Source organism: Amycolatopsis sp. NPDC089917 (assembly GCF_040684635.1).
Taxonomy (GTDB): Bacteria; Actinomycetota; Actinomycetes; order Mycobacteriales; family Pseudonocardiaceae; genus Amycolatopsis.
The window spans coordinates 1-14,007 of record NZ_JBFBGL010000011.1; the positions used below are offsets into that span (position 1 = coordinate 1).

The 14,007-nt window shown below is 68.3% G+C and carries 15 protein-coding genes; 9 read left to right on the top strand and 6 right to left on the bottom strand.

The features are described from left to right. Positions 1-96: 96 nt before the first annotated feature. The 4 genes from AB0N89_RS10590 to efeU are packed head-to-tail and all read right to left on the bottom strand — an operon-like array spanning position 97 to position 3,781. Positions 97-507: a PPOX class F420-dependent oxidoreductase gene (locus AB0N89_RS10590; protein ID WP_364202830.1), complete on the bottom strand. Its 411-nt coding sequence runs from the start codon at positions 505-507 to the stop codon at positions 97-99. A 33-nt stretch (positions 508-540) separates the two neighbouring features. After that, on the bottom strand, positions 541-1,806 hold the full coding sequence (efeB, locus tag AB0N89_RS10595; RefSeq protein ID WP_364202833.1) for an iron uptake transporter deferrochelatase/peroxidase subunit: 1,266 nt from the start codon (positions 1,804-1,806) through the stop codon (positions 541-543). Then, the gene (gene efeO, locus AB0N89_RS10600) at positions 1,803-2,933 is read right to left on the bottom strand and encodes an iron uptake system protein EfeO (RefSeq protein WP_364202836.1); all 1,131 of its coding nucleotides are present in this window, start codon (positions 2,931-2,933) and stop codon (positions 1,803-1,805) included. The genes efeB and efeO overlap by 4 nt, the downstream gene beginning before the upstream one ends. Before the next feature lie 5 nt (positions 2,934-2,938). Then, on the bottom strand, positions 2,939-3,781 hold the full coding sequence (efeU, locus tag AB0N89_RS10605; protein ID WP_364202839.1) for an iron uptake transporter permease EfeU: 843 nt from the start codon (positions 3,779-3,781) through the stop codon (positions 2,939-2,941). A 273-nt stretch (positions 3,782-4,054) separates the two neighbouring features. Between efeU and AB0N89_RS10610 the strand changes: the two genes are divergently transcribed. Further along, on the top strand, positions 4,055-4,762 hold the full coding sequence (locus AB0N89_RS10610) for a murein transglycosylase (protein WP_364202842.1): 708 nt from the start codon (positions 4,055-4,057) through the stop codon (positions 4,760-4,762). Here AB0N89_RS10610 and AB0N89_RS10615 read toward each other — a convergent pair. After that, positions 4,735-5,643 (bottom strand): NAD(P)/FAD-dependent oxidoreductase, encoded by a 909-nt coding sequence (locus AB0N89_RS10615; RefSeq protein WP_364202845.1) that lies wholly within the window; start codon positions 5,641-5,643, stop codon positions 4,735-4,737. The genes AB0N89_RS10610 and AB0N89_RS10615 overlap by 28 nt on opposite strands. A 66-nt stretch (positions 5,644-5,709) precedes the next feature. Here AB0N89_RS10615 and AB0N89_RS10620 point away from each other — a divergent pair, with 66 nt between their 5' ends. Next, positions 5,710-6,279 carry an XRE family transcriptional regulator gene (locus AB0N89_RS10620; RefSeq protein WP_364202848.1) on the top strand — a complete coding sequence of 190 codons (570 nt, stop codon included), beginning with the start codon at positions 5,710-5,712 and terminating at the stop codon, positions 6,277-6,279. A gap of 39 nt (positions 6,280-6,318) precedes the next feature. Here AB0N89_RS10620 and AB0N89_RS10625 read toward each other — a convergent pair whose 3' ends face one another. Next, complete coding sequence (locus AB0N89_RS10625; protein WP_005155777.1) at positions 6,319-6,732, bottom strand: tetratricopeptide repeat protein; 414 nt, start codon at positions 6,730-6,732, stop codon at positions 6,319-6,321. A gap of 71 nt (positions 6,733-6,803) precedes the next feature. Here AB0N89_RS10625 and AB0N89_RS10630 point away from each other — a divergent pair, with 71 nt between their 5' ends. The 7 genes from AB0N89_RS10630 to AB0N89_RS10660 all read left to right on the top strand — a co-directional run bounded on the left by AB0N89_RS10630 (position 6,804) and on the right by AB0N89_RS10660 (position 13,958). Continuing rightward, complete coding sequence (locus AB0N89_RS10630; protein ID WP_364202851.1) at positions 6,804-7,292, top strand: VOC family protein; 489 nt, start codon at positions 6,804-6,806, stop codon at positions 7,290-7,292. A 104-nt stretch (positions 7,293-7,396) separates the two neighbouring features. Next, positions 7,397-8,683, top strand: a complete 1,287-nt coding sequence (eno, locus tag AB0N89_RS10635) for a phosphopyruvate hydratase (RefSeq protein ID WP_364202853.1) — start codon at positions 7,397-7,399, stop codon at positions 8,681-8,683. A gap of 186 nt (positions 8,684-8,869) precedes the next feature. Next, positions 8,870-9,232, top strand: a complete 363-nt coding sequence (locus tag AB0N89_RS10640) for a septum formation initiator family protein (RefSeq protein ID WP_364203250.1) — start codon at positions 8,870-8,872, stop codon at positions 9,230-9,232. Between the two features lie 24 nt (positions 9,233-9,256). Then, complete coding sequence (locus AB0N89_RS10645; protein WP_364202855.1) at positions 9,257-9,766, top strand: DUF501 domain-containing protein; 510 nt, start codon at positions 9,257-9,259, stop codon at positions 9,764-9,766. Between the two features lie 183 nt (positions 9,767-9,949). Further along, positions 9,950-11,107, top strand: coding sequence for a lytic murein transglycosylase (locus tag AB0N89_RS10650; protein WP_364202858.1), 1,158 nt, complete (start codon positions 9,950-9,952; stop codon positions 11,105-11,107). A gap of 23 nt (positions 11,108-11,130) precedes the next feature. Next, entirely contained in the window at positions 11,131-12,084 is a 954-nt protein-coding gene (locus AB0N89_RS10655) for a Ppx/GppA phosphatase family protein (RefSeq protein ID WP_364202861.1), read from the top strand. Between the two features lie 257 nt (positions 12,085-12,341). After that, the gene (locus AB0N89_RS10660) at positions 12,342-13,958 is read left to right on the top strand and encodes an ABC transporter substrate-binding protein (RefSeq protein WP_364202864.1); all 1,617 of its coding nucleotides are present in this window, start codon (positions 12,342-12,344) and stop codon (positions 13,956-13,958) included. Positions 13,959-14,007 lie beyond the last annotated feature (49 nt).

The following is a 14,007-nucleotide window of genomic DNA, read 5'->3' on the forward strand; positions in this document are numbered from 1 at the left end:
CAATATTTTTGTTTTTGGTTATTCTAATTGGTCTCGACTTACAGTTTGTTCCCTCAATATATTTATCAGCCACGACCCTTTCATGACATCCGGGAGTCAGACGTCCCGGTTGTGCGGGACCAGGTCGAGCGGATCGTGGTCCGGGTCGTCGATGCCGAGACTGATGATCCGCGACGGATGGATCCGGATCACCGCGCCGTCGAAGGGGCCGTCGGGCGTGCAGGCGCCTGTCAGCGCCTCGGCCCGGCCCCGGATCTCCAGGCAGCGGATCCTCGGCGGGTCCTGTGAAGGCATGTCGTCCACCACGAACGCGGCCTGCCCGTTGGCGGCGATGTTCCGGAACTTCTTGCTCTTCGCCAGTCCGTAGCCGGTGATGTCGATCGTCCGGGTCTCGACGTTGTAGGCGTAGCCGACCGGGCTGACCTGCAGCGTCCCGTCCGGCCGCGCCGTCGCCAGCCGTCCGAGGCCCTGGGTGGCGAGGTAGTCGAGTTCCGCTTCACTGAACATGGAACCAGTGTGCGATCTCCACTGAACTGGAGGTCAAGCGAACAGGCCCTCGCCCCAGAAGCCGCCTTCGCGCACGCCCGGCGGCACCGCGAAATGGGCGGATCCGGTGTGCTGCACGTACTCCATCATCGCGTCCTTCGACGACAGCGCCTCCTGCATCGGCACGAACTGCTTGCGCGTGTCCCGGTTGAAAGCGAGGAAGAACAGCCCCGCTTCCAGGTGCCCGACACCGTCGGAGCCGTCGACGAAGTTGTAGCCGCGACGCAGGATCCGCGCCCCGTTCAGGTTTTCGTGCGACGCCAGCCGGACGTGCGAGTCCGCCGGGATCAGCTTTTCGCCGCCCGCGCCGCCGACCTGGAAGTCGGGGGTGTCGAACTCGGCGGCCTGGCCCAGCGGCGCGCCCGCGCCCTTCGACCGGCCGATAATCCCTTCCTGGCCCTTCAGCGATTCCCGGTCCCAGGTCTCGATGTGCATCCGGATCCGCCGGGCCACCAGGTACGAGCCGCCCGCCATCCACGGCTGGCCGTCTTCGGCCGTCGCCCACACCTGGTCGTGCAGGACGTCGGTCTCCTCGGCCTTGACGTTGCGCGTCCCGTCCTTGAACCCGAACAGGTTCCGCGGCGTGGACTGCGCCCGCGACGTCGACGAACTGCGGCCGAAGCCGAGCTGCGACCAGCGCACCGCGGTGACGCCGAAGCCCAGCCGCACCAGGTTCCGGATCGCGTGCACCGCGACCTGCGGATCGTCCGCGCACGCCTGGACGCAGACGTCGCCGCCGCCGCGCGCCGGGTCGAGTTTGTCCTGCGGGAACAGGGGGAGGTCGATCAGCGCGGCGGGCCGTTTCGAGGCGAGCCCGAACCGGTCGTCGAACAGCGAAGGGCCGAAACCGATGGTCAGCGTGAGCGACGACGCCGCGAGGTCGAGTGCCTCGCCGGTGTCGCTCGGCGGGGCGGCGGGGGCGCCACCGACGGCGCCGCCCGTCCCGACCTCCTGGCCCGCGGTCATCCGCCGCGCCGCGTCCGTCCACGTGCGCAGCAGCTTGACCAGCTTTTCGCGATCCTTCGTCGTCACGTCCAGCGCGACGAAATGCAAGTTCTCCTGCACCGGCGTGACGATCCCGGCCTGGTGCTCGCCGTGGAACTCGACCACGCTCTGCGCCGCCTGCGCAGGGCTGTCCCCGCCGAGGAGCCGGTTCGCGCCGATCCCTGCCGCCGCACCGGTTCCGACGAGAGCGGCACCCGCTCCCGCCATGCCGAACAGCTTCCGGCGGGAGACCGAGGTGTGCTCCGTCCCGGTCATTGCGCCGCGACCTCCGCGACCTTGCTCAGCGGTTCGCTCAGCGCGTCCACCGCCGACGCGAATTCCTTGATCTGGTCCTGGCTCAGCGAGGTGTACGGCTTGAAGCCGTCGCCTTCGCGCTGCTTGTCCAGCAGTGCCTGCACATTGCCGAACTCCTTGTCCAAAGTAGACACGAGGGCCGCGTCCTTGGTCTGCAGGAGCGGGCGCAGCGAGGCGATCGCGGCCTTCGAACCGTCGAGGTTGCCCTGGAAGTCCGAGAGGTCGGTGTGCGAGAACGCTTCTTCCTCGCCGGTGATCTTGCCGGTGGCGATCTCGTCGAGCAGTCCCTTGGCGCCGTTGGCCAGATCGAGCGCGTTCAGCTCGATCGTCGCGGATTTGGTGACCAGTTCCTTGACATCGGTGAGCAGCTGGTCGGCGATCTGACCGGCGTCGGATTGGAGCCCGGACACCCAAAGGTCCTTCTCCAGCCGGTGGAATCCGGTGAACTTCTGGCCCGGTTCGAGATCGGCCTCGCGCGCGTCGATCTTCGGGTCGAGGTCGCCGAACTTCTCGGCCACGGGCTCGACACGCTCGAAATAGACACGAGTGCGGGCGTACGCGGCCTTCGCCTCGTCGACCTTGCCCGCCTTCACCAGCGCGACGAACTTGGTGGTCTCCTCGTCGAGCGCCTTGGTGTTGTTGGCGACGTACTCCGCGTAGCTCTTGACCGCCTGCGCCTTCTGCGAGTTCGGGTCGTTCTGTTTGGCGCCGCCACCGGTGACGGTGAACTCGCCCCGGATGCCGTTGCCGGTCATCCCCGGCTTGCACGCGGTCTGGTACTTGCCCGCCTCGGCGACCTCGACGATGAGCCGCCGGTTCAGCCCCGGCGCGATGTTCTCGACCTCGCCCATGATCCGGTCGCCCTCGGCGTAGAGGTAGAACTCGGTGACCTTGGTGCCCTTGTTGGTGATCTCGAAGGTCACGTTGCCCGCGTTCGCGGTGTTCACCGAGACCGCGCAGGCGCTGTCGGACGCTTCGACCTTGATCGGGCCACCGGCCGCGGCGGGCGTTTCCTCGCCACCGCCACAGGCGGTGAGCACCAGGGCGCCGACGCCGGCGAGCGCGGCGAGCGGGAATCGACGAGACACGGGGGTCACTCCTTGATCGCGGCCGCGGCGGGAGTCGCCACGGCCTTCTTCTTGGGCCTGAGGAACAGCGGCAGCACGATCGCCACGTACGCGACCCACGCGACGGCCTGCAGGACCGTCGTCTGCTGCGAATAGTTGAAGATCCCCTTGAGCAGCGCGCCGTACCAGCTGGTCTCCGGCAGGACGGCCGACGCGTCGAACGCGAGCGTGGTCAGACCGGGCAGGAACGCGGCCTCCTGCAGGTCGTGCAGGCCGTAGCCGAGCACGCCCGCCGCCACGAACACGAGCAGCACGCCGGTGATCGTGAAGAACTTGCCGAGGTCGAACCGGACGGCGCCGCGGTAGATCAGGTACGCCAGGACGATCGCGACGAGGATGCCCGCGGTGAAGCCGATCAGCGGTTCGGTCGTCCCACCTTGCGCGGTCTGCACGGTGGAGTAGAAGAACACCGCCGTCTCCAGGCCTTCGCGGCCGACGGCGAAGAACGACAGGACGAGCACCGCGACAGGGCCCACGTCGAGCGCTTCGTCCAGCTTTCCGCGCAATTCCGCGGCGATCGTCCTCGACGCCTTGCGCATCCAGAAGATCATCGCCGTCACGAACCCGACCGCCACGATCGACAGGGTCCCGCCGAGCAGTTCCTGCTGTTCGAAGGTCAGCTGGGCAGTGGAGTAGGTGAGGATCGCGCCGACCCCGACCGACAGCAGGATCGCGACGCTGACACCCAGCCACACCCAGCGCAGCGCGTGCCGTCGCTCGGTCTTGACCAGGAACGCGACGAGGATGCTGACGACGAGGGCCGCTTCCAGGCCCTCACGCAGGCCGATGAGCGCACTCGCGAACCACACGTCGTTCTCCCTGGTCGTCTGACTGAACCTCCTGGTTTTAGGTAAGGCTTCCCTGAAAGTCCAGGGGGAGTGACGCGGTCCGGAAGTGGACGAAACGTTCGAAGAGGTCTTGATCGGACGGGGTGCCTGGAAGCATCCGCAGGTCAGCGAGACCTGCGTCCTTCACATAACGAATCGGCCGCCGAGCACCGGTCGGCGACCCGCTTTACCGTCAGTTGGCTTCTTAATCCGAATGGGTCATCGCCCGGAAGCGTGGCGAAGTAACCTGACCGGGTGGCCGAAACCGCCGAGAGCACCGAAGCCCCGGAGCATCCAGCGCGCCCTCTGCCGCCGTACGTCCCCAGACTCGCTTTCGCGGGCGGGCTCGTACTCACGGGCGTGATCCTGATCATGACCGTCGGGGTGAACCGGCCGGAGGGGGAGGAGCCGCCGCCTCCACCGCCGCAGCCCCAGCCCGCGCTCGCGGTTCCGGACCAGAAGCCGCAGCCGGGGGTGGCGACGCCGCGGGCCGGGCTCGCCGCGCCGCCCGACCGGCCGACCGTTTCCGACGCGGCCGAACTCGAAACCTGGGCGAACCGGGTGGCCGCCAAGACCCGGCTCTCCGCCACCGATCTGTCCGCTTACGGCCGGGCCGAGATGTGGCTCCGGCGGCAGAAGCCGGGCTGTCACCTGTCGTGGGCGACCCTTGCCGGCATCTCTCACGTCGAGTCGGCGCAGGGCAGGCCTGGCCCGATCACGCTCCCTCACGACGTCTGGGCCAAACACGCCGCCCGCGCCAGAAGCGACGGGAAGCAGCCGGATCCGAAGGACCTCGACGACGCCGCCTTCACCACGGCCCGCTACCTGTGCGCCGCCGGCGACGACGTCGCCACTCCCGAAGGCTGGTGGAAGTCGATGCGGACGTTCGACCCGGCCGTTCCCTACAGCCAGGAAGTCTTCAGCGCGGCCGACGCCTACGCGGACGCCAGTGTCGCGCCCTGATCCTCCTGCACCAGATCGAAATTGAGCACCGTCGCCATCCGGTAGGCGTCGCCGGCCGCGACGACCAGCTGCGCCATCGGATCGACGACGTTCCCCGCCGCCCAGACGCCGTCCACGTTCGTCCGGCCCTGCGCGTCCACCGCGATCGCGCCGGTTTCGGTGCGCGCGCAGCCGACCTGGGCGAGCAGCTCGTCGTGCGGGACGAACTTCGGGCCGACGAACACGACGTCGCGTTCGACGACGTCGCCGTCGACCAGCCGGACACCGGTCAGCCGATCGTTCTCGACGGCGAGTTCGGACACCTTCCCGTCGACGATCCGGATGCCCAGCCCGGTCAGCTTCGCCCTGTCTTCGGCGGAGATCTGCTGCGTGTGCGTGAAGAACGTCAAGTCCTTGCTCCACTGCCAGACGATCAGCGCCTGGTGGACCGCCTTGTCGGAGGTGGCGAGTACGCCGAAGCGCTGATCACGCACCTCCCAGCCGTGGCAGTACGGGCAGTGCAGCACGTCGGTGCCGAAGCGCTCCGCGACGCCGGGGACGTCCGGCAGCTCGTCCGCGAGCCCGGTGGTCACGACGATCCGGCGCCCGCTGACCACCCGGCCGCCCGCCAGCTCCACCGCCTTGTCGTGCCGCAGCCGGTGCACGACGTCGTCGATGATCTCGACGCCGTAGCCGCGGACTTCGTCACGGCCTGTCTCCAGTAGTTCTTTGGGTGGAATCCCATCCCTGGTCAGGAAACCGTGCGCGTGCGCGGCCGGGGCGTTGCGCGGGGTGCCGCCGTCGATCACGACGACCTTGCGCCGCGCCCTGCCCAGGACCAGCGCCGCGCTCAGGCCCGCGACACCACCGCCGATGATCACCACGTCGAATTCGCTGTTCATGTTCCCGAGCATCCGTATCTGGTCGAAATCTGGCAAAGTTCGTTGCCGATTTGGCAAGCTGGGGGCATGGAGGACATCGAACGGCGGCTCGCCGAGGTCGGCCCGAAGCTCAAGCGGCTGCGCAAGGAACGCGGTACCACCCTGTCCGCGCTTTCGGAGACGACGGGGATCTCGGCCAGCACGCTCTCGCGGCTCGAATCGGGAACCCGGAAGGCGACCCTGGAGCTGCTGCTGACGTTGTCGGCGGCACATCAGGTCCCGCTCGACGAACTGGTCGGCGAGCCCGAGCCGTCCGACCCGCGGGTCCGGATGAAACCGCAGAAGTTCGGCAGGTTCACCGCCTGGGCGCTGACCGCGCAGCCGGGCCAGCCGCAGGCGTTCAAACTGCTGATCCCGGTGGAGGACATCGAGCCGGTGCAGCGGACGCACGAGGGCTACGAGTGGATGTACGTCCTCAGTGGACGGCTGCGGGCGCTGCTCGGCGCCCGTGACTTCACGATGGGGCCCGGCGAGGCCGCGGAGTTCGACACGCGGGTGCCGCACTGGTTCGGGAGCGCCGGACCGGGGCCGGTGGAGCTGCTGGTGCTGTTCGGCAAGCAGGGCGAGCGCGCCCACCTGCGGGCCAGGTCCAAATGAGAGCAAAGGTCCCTTGCTCCCCCGGCGACGGCCGGCGGGTCAGTCGCGCAACGCGATCCGCGCGCTGACCTCGCTGATCGCTTCCAGATACTCCGGGATCGGATGCATCGCGGACGCGATCCGCATCTGCGCGAGCGCCTCGGTCAACCGGCCGAGGCGCTGGAGGGTCCGCCCGAGCACGAACCGCGCGTAATGATCGGTCGGATCCAGTTCCAGCACCCGGGTGAAGGCGCGTTCGGCCCGCCGCAACTGCGCGGAGTGGAAGTACGCGCGGCCTGCCAGCAACTGCACACTCGGTTTGTCGGTTTCTTCCTCCAGCAAGGGCTCGAGGGCTTTGAGGGCGTCGAGCGGCCTGCGGCTTTCGACCAGCGCCTCCGCCTGGCGGAAGGCACGGAACCGAGACTCGCCGGACGAGTCCTGACCGGGTTCTGGGGCGGGTTCGGCATCCATCATGGTCCGCTCCACGATACGCCGGGGCAGGGCCGATCTCGACTGCTGAAACGGTCATGATGGACTGTCCTGCCATGAGCAGTGCCGAAGCGGATAGGCCCGAGAACGAGCCCGGTTACCTCGGGCTCGCGCCGTACCTCTACTACGCCGACGCCACCGAGGCGGTCGCGTGGCTGGTCAGAGTGTTCGGGTTCACCGAGGAGGTGCGCTTCGCCGACGCCTCCGGTGAGGTGTTCCAGGCCACCCTGTGCGCCGGACCGGCCAAGATCCAGCTGGCCGGGGTCGGTCCCGAATATTGGCAGGCCAAGGGTGTCGACGGCCCGGTCGGGCAGCTGAACATCGTCTACGTCGACGACGCCGACGCGCAGTACGAGCGGGTCCGCGCCGCGCTCGGCGACGACGCCGACCTCGACGCGCCCCAGGACCAGCCCTACGGCGCCCGCGTGTTCACCGTCTCCGACATCGGCGGCAACAGCTGGACCTTCTGGCAGCAGTTCTCCGACACGGTGGAGCTTCCGTCGGGCTGGCGGGAAGTCCGCGCAGGTGAACCAGCCACGGAGTAGGTCCTCTCGACGACCGATGTGGCGCGTGCCTCCAACGGGTGAACGGCGCCGACGGCTAGGCTGGGCCCCGTCACCGCAGGCACGACCCACATGAGGAGCATGGCGTGGCGCTCATCGAGCAGGTAGGCGCTCGCGAGATTCTGGACTCGCGAGGCAACCCGACGGTCGAAGTGGAGGTGGCTCTCGACGACGGCACGCTGGCGCGGGCCGCGGTCCCCTCGGGTGCGTCCACCGGCGAACACGAAGCCGTCGAGCTGCGTGACGGCGACACCGGCCGGTACAACGGCAAGGGTGTCGAGCGCGCGGTCTCGGCCGTCCTGGACGAGATCGGCCCGGACCTGGTCGGCACCGAAGCCGTCGACCAGCGCATCGTCGATCAGAAGCTCGTCGACCTCGACGGCACCCCGGCGAAGTCCCGCCTCGGCGCGAACGCCATCCTCGGCGTTTCGCTCGCCGTCGCGAAGGCCGCCGCGGAGTCGGCCGAGCTGGAGCTGTTCCGCTACCTCGGCGGGCCGAACGCGCACGTGCTGCCGGTGCCGATGCTGAACATCCTCAACGGTGGCGCGCACGCCGACACCGATGTGGACATCCAGGAATTCATGATCGCGCCGATCGGCGCCGAGTCGTTCCGCGAGGCCCTGCGCTGGGGCACCGAGGTCTACCACTCGCTGAAGTCGGTCCTGAAGGGCCGCGGCCTGGCCACCGGCCTGGGCGACGAAGGCGGCTTCGCGCCCAGCCTGAAGAACAACCGCGAAGCGCTCGACCTGATCCTTCAGGCGATCGAGAAGGCCGGGTACGCCCCGGGCCGTGACGTCGCGCTCGCGCTCGACGTCGCCGCGACCGAGTTCTTCTCCGACGGCGCGTACACCTTCGAAGGCACGAAGAAGAGCGCCGAGCAGATGTCCGCCTACTACGGCGAGCTCGTCCGCGACTACCCGCTCGTGTCCATCGAGGACCCGCTGAGCGAGGACGACTGGGACGGCTGGGTCCAGCTGACCACCGAGATCGGCGAGAAGGTCCAGCTGGTCGGCGACGACCTGTTCGTCACCAACCCGGACCGCCTCGAAGAGGGCATCACCCGCCGCGCCGCCAACGCGCTGCTGGTGAAGGTCAACCAGATCGGCACGCTGTCGGAGACCCTCGACGCGATCTCGCTCGCCACCTCGTACGGCTACAAGTCGATGATGAGCCACCGGTCCGGCGAGACCGAGGACACCTTCATCGCGGACCTGGCCGTCGCGACCGGTGTCGGCCAGATCAAGACCGGCGCCCCGGCGCGCGGCGAGCGGATCGCCAAGTACAACCAGCTGCTCCGCATCGAGGAGACCCTCGCCGACGCGGCGCGCTACGCCGGCGACCTCGCGTTCCCGCGGTTCAGCGCCGAGGGATAGTCAGCCATGGCAGACCGGGGGAGGGCGCGGACCCGTCGTAGCGGGCGTGCGGACGGTGGTGGCTCCGGCAGGGGCCGCCGGCCGGAGAGTGCCCGCCGCACGACGACCAACGAGGTCCGCGCCCGAACCCGGCTGCGCCGCAGCCTGGCGGCGAAAAGGGCATCGGGCGCCGCGAAGGTGCTCGGCATGTCCACCACCCGCCGGGCCGCGGTGGTGGCGATCGTGGTGTGCGCGCTCGCGTTCACCATCGCCGTCCCGCTGCGCACGTACCTCAGCCAGAAGTCCGAGGTGAACGAGCAGCAGCAGTTGCAGTCCGAACTGCAGCGGAGCGTCGCCCAGCTGGAAGGCCGCAAGGCCGAGCTGAGCGACCCCGCGCAGATCGAGGCCGAGGCTCGCAAGCGCTTCGGTTTCGTGAAACCCGGCGAGACGCCTTACATCGTGCAGCTCCCCGAGGACAAGCCGCCCGAGCAAGGCGAGCCGCAAGGCCAGCAGCCGGTGCCCGCGGGCTCCTGGTACGAGAAGCTGTGGGATCAGGTCGCGGGCGGCTGAACCACCCCCTTTAGCCTTAGGGGTGTGAACAGCACGGAAAAGTCTTCATACGAGCCTGTGACCGACGCCGACCGCGAGATCATCGCGGAACAGCTCGGCCGGGCACCCCGTGCGCTGCGCGCCGTCGCCGCGCGCTGCCCGAGCGGCCACCCGTCGGTCGTGCAGACCAGCCCCCGCCTCGACGACGGCACCCCGTTCCCGACGCTCTACTACTTGACCTGCCCGAAGCTGACGTCGATGGTCGGCACACTCGAGGCGTCCGGGCTGATGAAAGAGATGACCGACCGGCTCGCGGAGGACCCCGAGCTGGCGGCCGCCTACCAGAAGACCCACGAGAGCTACCTCGCCGAACGCGACGCCATCGACTCGCTCGGCCACGAGGTCAGCGCGGGCGGGATGCCCGGCCGCGTCAAATGCCTCCACGTCCACCTCGCGCACACGCTCGCCGCCGGCCCCGGCGTGAACCCGTTCGGCGACGAGACCCTCGCGCTGCTCAAGGCCAACGGCTGGCCGTCGGGCGACTGCCAGGGGTAACGCCGACGCCCGGTGTACAGATAGTTCCTCCAGGTGGGTTAATTCCCTCTTCGTCGGCCAACTCGTCCTCCCCTATGGGGTGAAACCGGTCACCGTATGCGGCAGGCTGGGCACGGTCGAGCGTTGTCGGGGTGGGGAAGTACCGGATCGCCGAGCCGCGATCCGCCGGGAGGGTTCTGAGGTATGCGCGTGAGGCACGTGCCAGGCGCGGTGACCGGTCATGTCCGGAGACTCTGTCTCCGGCACCGCACGATCGCCGCGGTGACCGGAGGTGTCCTCGCCATCGTCCCGGCCGGTGCCGCGGTCGTGGGTGCCGGCAGCTGGGCCGCGACGGCGAGCACGGTCCATACCGACAACGTCGCCCTCGTCGGCGGCTATGACCCGAAGAACCCGCTCGTCCAGCAGATCGGCGTCGACGGCAGCCTGCCGAACGCGCCCACCCCGCTCCCGCTCCCCGCGGACGAACTCCCCAACGGTCCGCTCGGCATCCCGGTCACCGCGCTCGCCGCGTACCGCAACGCCGCCGACATCCTCACCGCCGAACAGCCCGGCTGTCACATCGACTGGGCGCTGATCGCCAGCATCGGCCGGATCGAGTCCAACCACGCGCGCGGCGGTTACGTCGACGCGAAGGGCAACACCCTCGAACCGATCCTCGGCCCGCAGCTCAACGGAGCCGGACCGTTCGCGGCCATCCCGGACACCGACGGCGGGAAATACGACGGCGACACGGTGTGGGACCGCGCCGTCGGCCCGACGCAGTTCATCCCGTCGACCTGGGCCCGCTACGCCTCCGACGGCAACGGCGACGGCGAGTCCAATCCGAACAACATCTTCGACGCGGCGCTGGGCACCGGCCGGTACCTGTGCTCCGGCGGCCTCGATCTGTCCAAACCGGACCAGTTGCGCGCGGCCGTGTTCCGCTACAACAACTCCGAGACCTATGTGAACACCGTGCTGATCTGGGCCGAGGCCTACCGCACGGGAGTGATGCCGACGCCGGACAGCAAGGTGCCCGTCGGCGCCCCGAACGCGGCCGCCGCCCCGCCGCCCACTTCGGTGCCGCCGCCTCCGTTGCCGTCGACGCCGCCCGGTTCGGTGACACCGCCGCCGTCGAGTTCGCTGCCACCGACCAATTCGGGTTCGAAATCGAACTCGCCTTCGTCGAAGCCGGGGACCACTTCGAACACGTCGACGCCCCCGACGTCGACTTCGCTGCCACCCTGCCCGACAGGGAGCCCGACTTCGACCTCGCCGAGCACATCGACGAGCCCCAACCCGACGCCGACGTGTACGCCGCCGCCCAGCTCGGACGAGTCAGCCAGCACCAAACCCACCTGATCGGCATTGACTAGGCTGAACGCATGCCTCGTGTTGCCGCGATCGACTGTGGGACCAACTCCATCCGCCTGCTCGTCGCCGAGCTGACGCCCCGTCACGACGGGACGGTCGACCTGCGCGACCTGCACCGCGAGATGCGGATCGTCCGCCTCGGCCAGGGTGTGGACGCCACCGGGAAGCTGGCCCCCGAGGCGCTCGAACGCACCCGGAAGGCGCTGGCCGACTACACGATCGCCGCGCGCCGCAAGGGCGTGGAGAAGGTCCGCATGGTCGCGACGTCGGCGACCCGCGACGCGAGCAACCGCGACGAGTTCTTCGCGATGACCCGCGAGGTGCTCGGCACCGAGGCCGAAGTCATCAGCGGCGACGAAGAGGCGCGGCTGTCCTTCACCGGCGCCGTCGGCGAGCAGGATCCCGACGACGGTCCCTTCGTGGTGGTCGACATCGGCGGTGGCTCGACCGAGCTCGTGGTCGGGACCTGGGACGGCCGTCAGGCCGAGGTGATCGCGGCCAAGTCGGTCGACATCGGCTGCGTGCGGATCACCGAACGCGCGCTGAAATCCGACCCGCCGACCGCGGGCGAGATCGCCGAAGCCCGCGAGCTGGCCGCCAAGGTGCTCGCCGAGGCCTTCGACGTCGTGGACGTGTCCACCGCCAAGACGTGGATCGGTGTCGCCGGGACGGTCACGACCCTGACTGCCGTGGCACAGGGACTGTCGGAGTACGACTCCGAGCGAACCCACCTTTCGAAGCTGTCCCACGCCGACATCGACCGCGTCGCGCAGTCGCTCCTCACGGCCGACCACGCGACCCGCGCCGCGAACCCGGTGATCCACCCCGGCCGGGTCGACGTGATCGGCGGCGGCTCGGTGATCGTGCAGGTGCTGGCGGAGCAGTTCGCCACGCGCGGTGGTCCCGGCGAACTGGTGATCTCCGAGCACGACATCCTCGACGGGATCGCGTTGTCACTGGCGTGAGAACGGGGTTTTCTGTTGCGTGAAGCCATTTCTTTCGGTGATCAAGTGGTGACCTCCAGTCCGGATTAGACCATTCGGCGCAGCCCGGTTCCTACCAAGGTTGTGCTCTGACCGGGTGGTCCCGGATACCGTCACCCATTTGCAACACCAACGCACTGTGATCGCCTTCACCTGTCCCATAGCGTCGTCTCACCTTCTGGGCGGTGGGGCGCGACCAGCGCTCGCCGGACTATCCGACGACGAGAGTTGGAGGGGACATGCGGGCTTCACGCGGGTTCTGGGGAGCGACGGCGGTGGTGGCCACGGCGGCCCTGCTGCTGACGGCCTGTGGGGGTGGTGGATCCAAGGACGACAAGGGATCCGGCGCCGCTGACGCCAACGCGGCGGTCTCGGTCTACGGCACCGAGCCGGAGAACTCGCTGATTCCCGCCAACACCAACGAACTCGGTGGGTCCAAGGCGCTCAAGCCGGTCTTCTCGGCGCTGGTCGGCTACAAATCCGACACCGCCGAGCCGTACAACCTGATGGCCGAATCGATCACGACGTCGGATTCGAAGGTCTTCGACATCAAGATCAAAAAGGGCTGGAAGTTCCACGACGGGACCGAGGTCAAGGCCAAGAACTTCGTCGACGCCTGGAACTACAGCGCGAACGGCAAGAACGGCATGCAGAACGCGTCGTTCTTCGAGCAGATCCAGGGCTACGACGAGATCAGCGCCAAAGAGCCGACGGTCAAGGAGATGTCCGGGCTCAAGGTCATGAACGACTACGAGTTCCAGGTCACCCTCAAGGGCCCGTTCTCGGTGTTCGCCACCAAGATCGGCTACCTCGCTTTCGCGCCGCTGCCGGACAAGTTCTTCGCCGACCCGGAGGCGTTCGCCAAGGCCCCCATCGGAAACGGGCCGCTGAAGTTCGTTTCGCGCACGCCCAACCAGAACATGAAGCTCACCCGCTTCGACGAGTACCAGGGCGAGGACAAGGTCAAGTTCAAGGACCTGGAAGTCCGCATCTACACCAGCCAGGAGACCGCGTACCAGGATCTGCTGAGCAACCGCCTCGACTTCATGGAGGCGCTCCCGCCATCGGCGAAGGCAGGCGGTAAATACAAGGCTGACCTCGGTCAGCGCCTGGTCGAAGGGAACCTGCTCGGCATCAGCGCGCTCGCGCTCCCGTACTACGTCCCGGGCTACGACAACCTGGACCTGCGCAAGGCGATCTCGATGGCGATCGACCGCGAGCAGATCGTCAAGACCGTCATGAACGACACCTACGTTCCGGCCGACGGCTATGTTTCGCGTGGTATCGAGGGATACCGGCCCGGTGTCTGCGAGTTCTGCAAGTTCGATCCGGCCAAGGCCAAGGAGCTCTTCGCGAAGTCCGGCTTCACCGGCAAGCTGACCATCGCTTCGAACGCCGACGGCGGCCGCAAGGAGCCGCTGGTCGCGGCGTGCAACAGCATCAAGAACGCGCTCGGCGTCGAATGCGACTTCGTCCCGGCGACCGACTTCGGCCAGTGGCGCAGCATCGTCAACAACCGCCAGCTGACCGGCATGGGCCGCTCCGACTGGTCGGCCGACTACCCGTCGATCGAGAACTACTTGAACCCGCGCTACAAGAGCACCGGTTCGTCGAACGACTCCACGTACAAGAACCCGGCCGTGGACGCGCTGCTGAACCAGGCCGACCAGACCGCCGACAAGACGGCCGCGATCAAGCTGTACCAGCAGGCCGAGGATCTGATCGCGAAGGATCTGCCGCAGATCCCCGTGTGGGAAGAGAAGGGCGTCGGCGGCAAGTCGAACCGCCTGAAGACCGCGAAGCTCGACTTCGGTCGTCTCGCGGACTACTCGTCCATCGAGGTCGCGGCGAAGTAATCGCGTGGTCGTGCCGGCCGGGAGCGCCCCGCTCCCGGCCGGCCGGACC

What these genes read in the sequence shown, in the direction of transcription:
- AB0N89_RS10620 (WP_364202848.1), top strand. Translation starts at nt 5,710, where the DNA reads ATGGAGGACATCGAACGGCGGCTCGCCGAGGTCGGCCCGAAGCTCAAG.
- AB0N89_RS10615 (WP_364202845.1), bottom strand. Translation starts at nt 5,643, where the DNA reads ATGAACAGCGAATTCGACGTGGTGATCATCGGCGGTGGTGTCGCGGGC.
- AB0N89_RS10655 (WP_364202861.1), top strand. Translation starts at nt 11,131, where the DNA reads ATGCCTCGTGTTGCCGCGATCGACTGTGGGACCAACTCCATCCGCCTG.
- AB0N89_RS10650 (WP_364202858.1), top strand. Translation starts at nt 9,950, where the DNA reads ATGCGCGTGAGGCACGTGCCAGGCGCGGTGACCGGTCATGTCCGGAGA.
- AB0N89_RS10625 (WP_005155777.1), bottom strand. Translation starts at nt 6,732, where the DNA reads ATGATGGATGCCGAACCCGCCCCAGAACCCGGTCAGGACTCGTCCGGC.
- AB0N89_RS10590 (WP_364202830.1), bottom strand. Translation starts at nt 507, where the DNA reads ATGTTCAGTGAAGCGGAACTCGACTACCTCGCCACCCAGGGCCTCGGA.
- AB0N89_RS10630 (WP_364202851.1), top strand. Translation starts at nt 6,804, where the DNA reads ATGAGCAGTGCCGAAGCGGATAGGCCCGAGAACGAGCCCGGTTACCTC.
- AB0N89_RS10660 (WP_364202864.1), top strand. Translation starts at nt 12,342, where the DNA reads ATGCGGGCTTCACGCGGGTTCTGGGGAGCGACGGCGGTGGTGGCCACG.
- efeB (WP_364202833.1), bottom strand. Translation starts at nt 1,806, where the DNA reads ATGACCGGGACGGAGCACACCTCGGTCTCCCGCCGGAAGCTGTTCGGC.
- AB0N89_RS10640 (WP_364203250.1), top strand. Translation starts at nt 8,870, where the DNA reads ATGTCCACCACCCGCCGGGCCGCGGTGGTGGCGATCGTGGTGTGCGCG.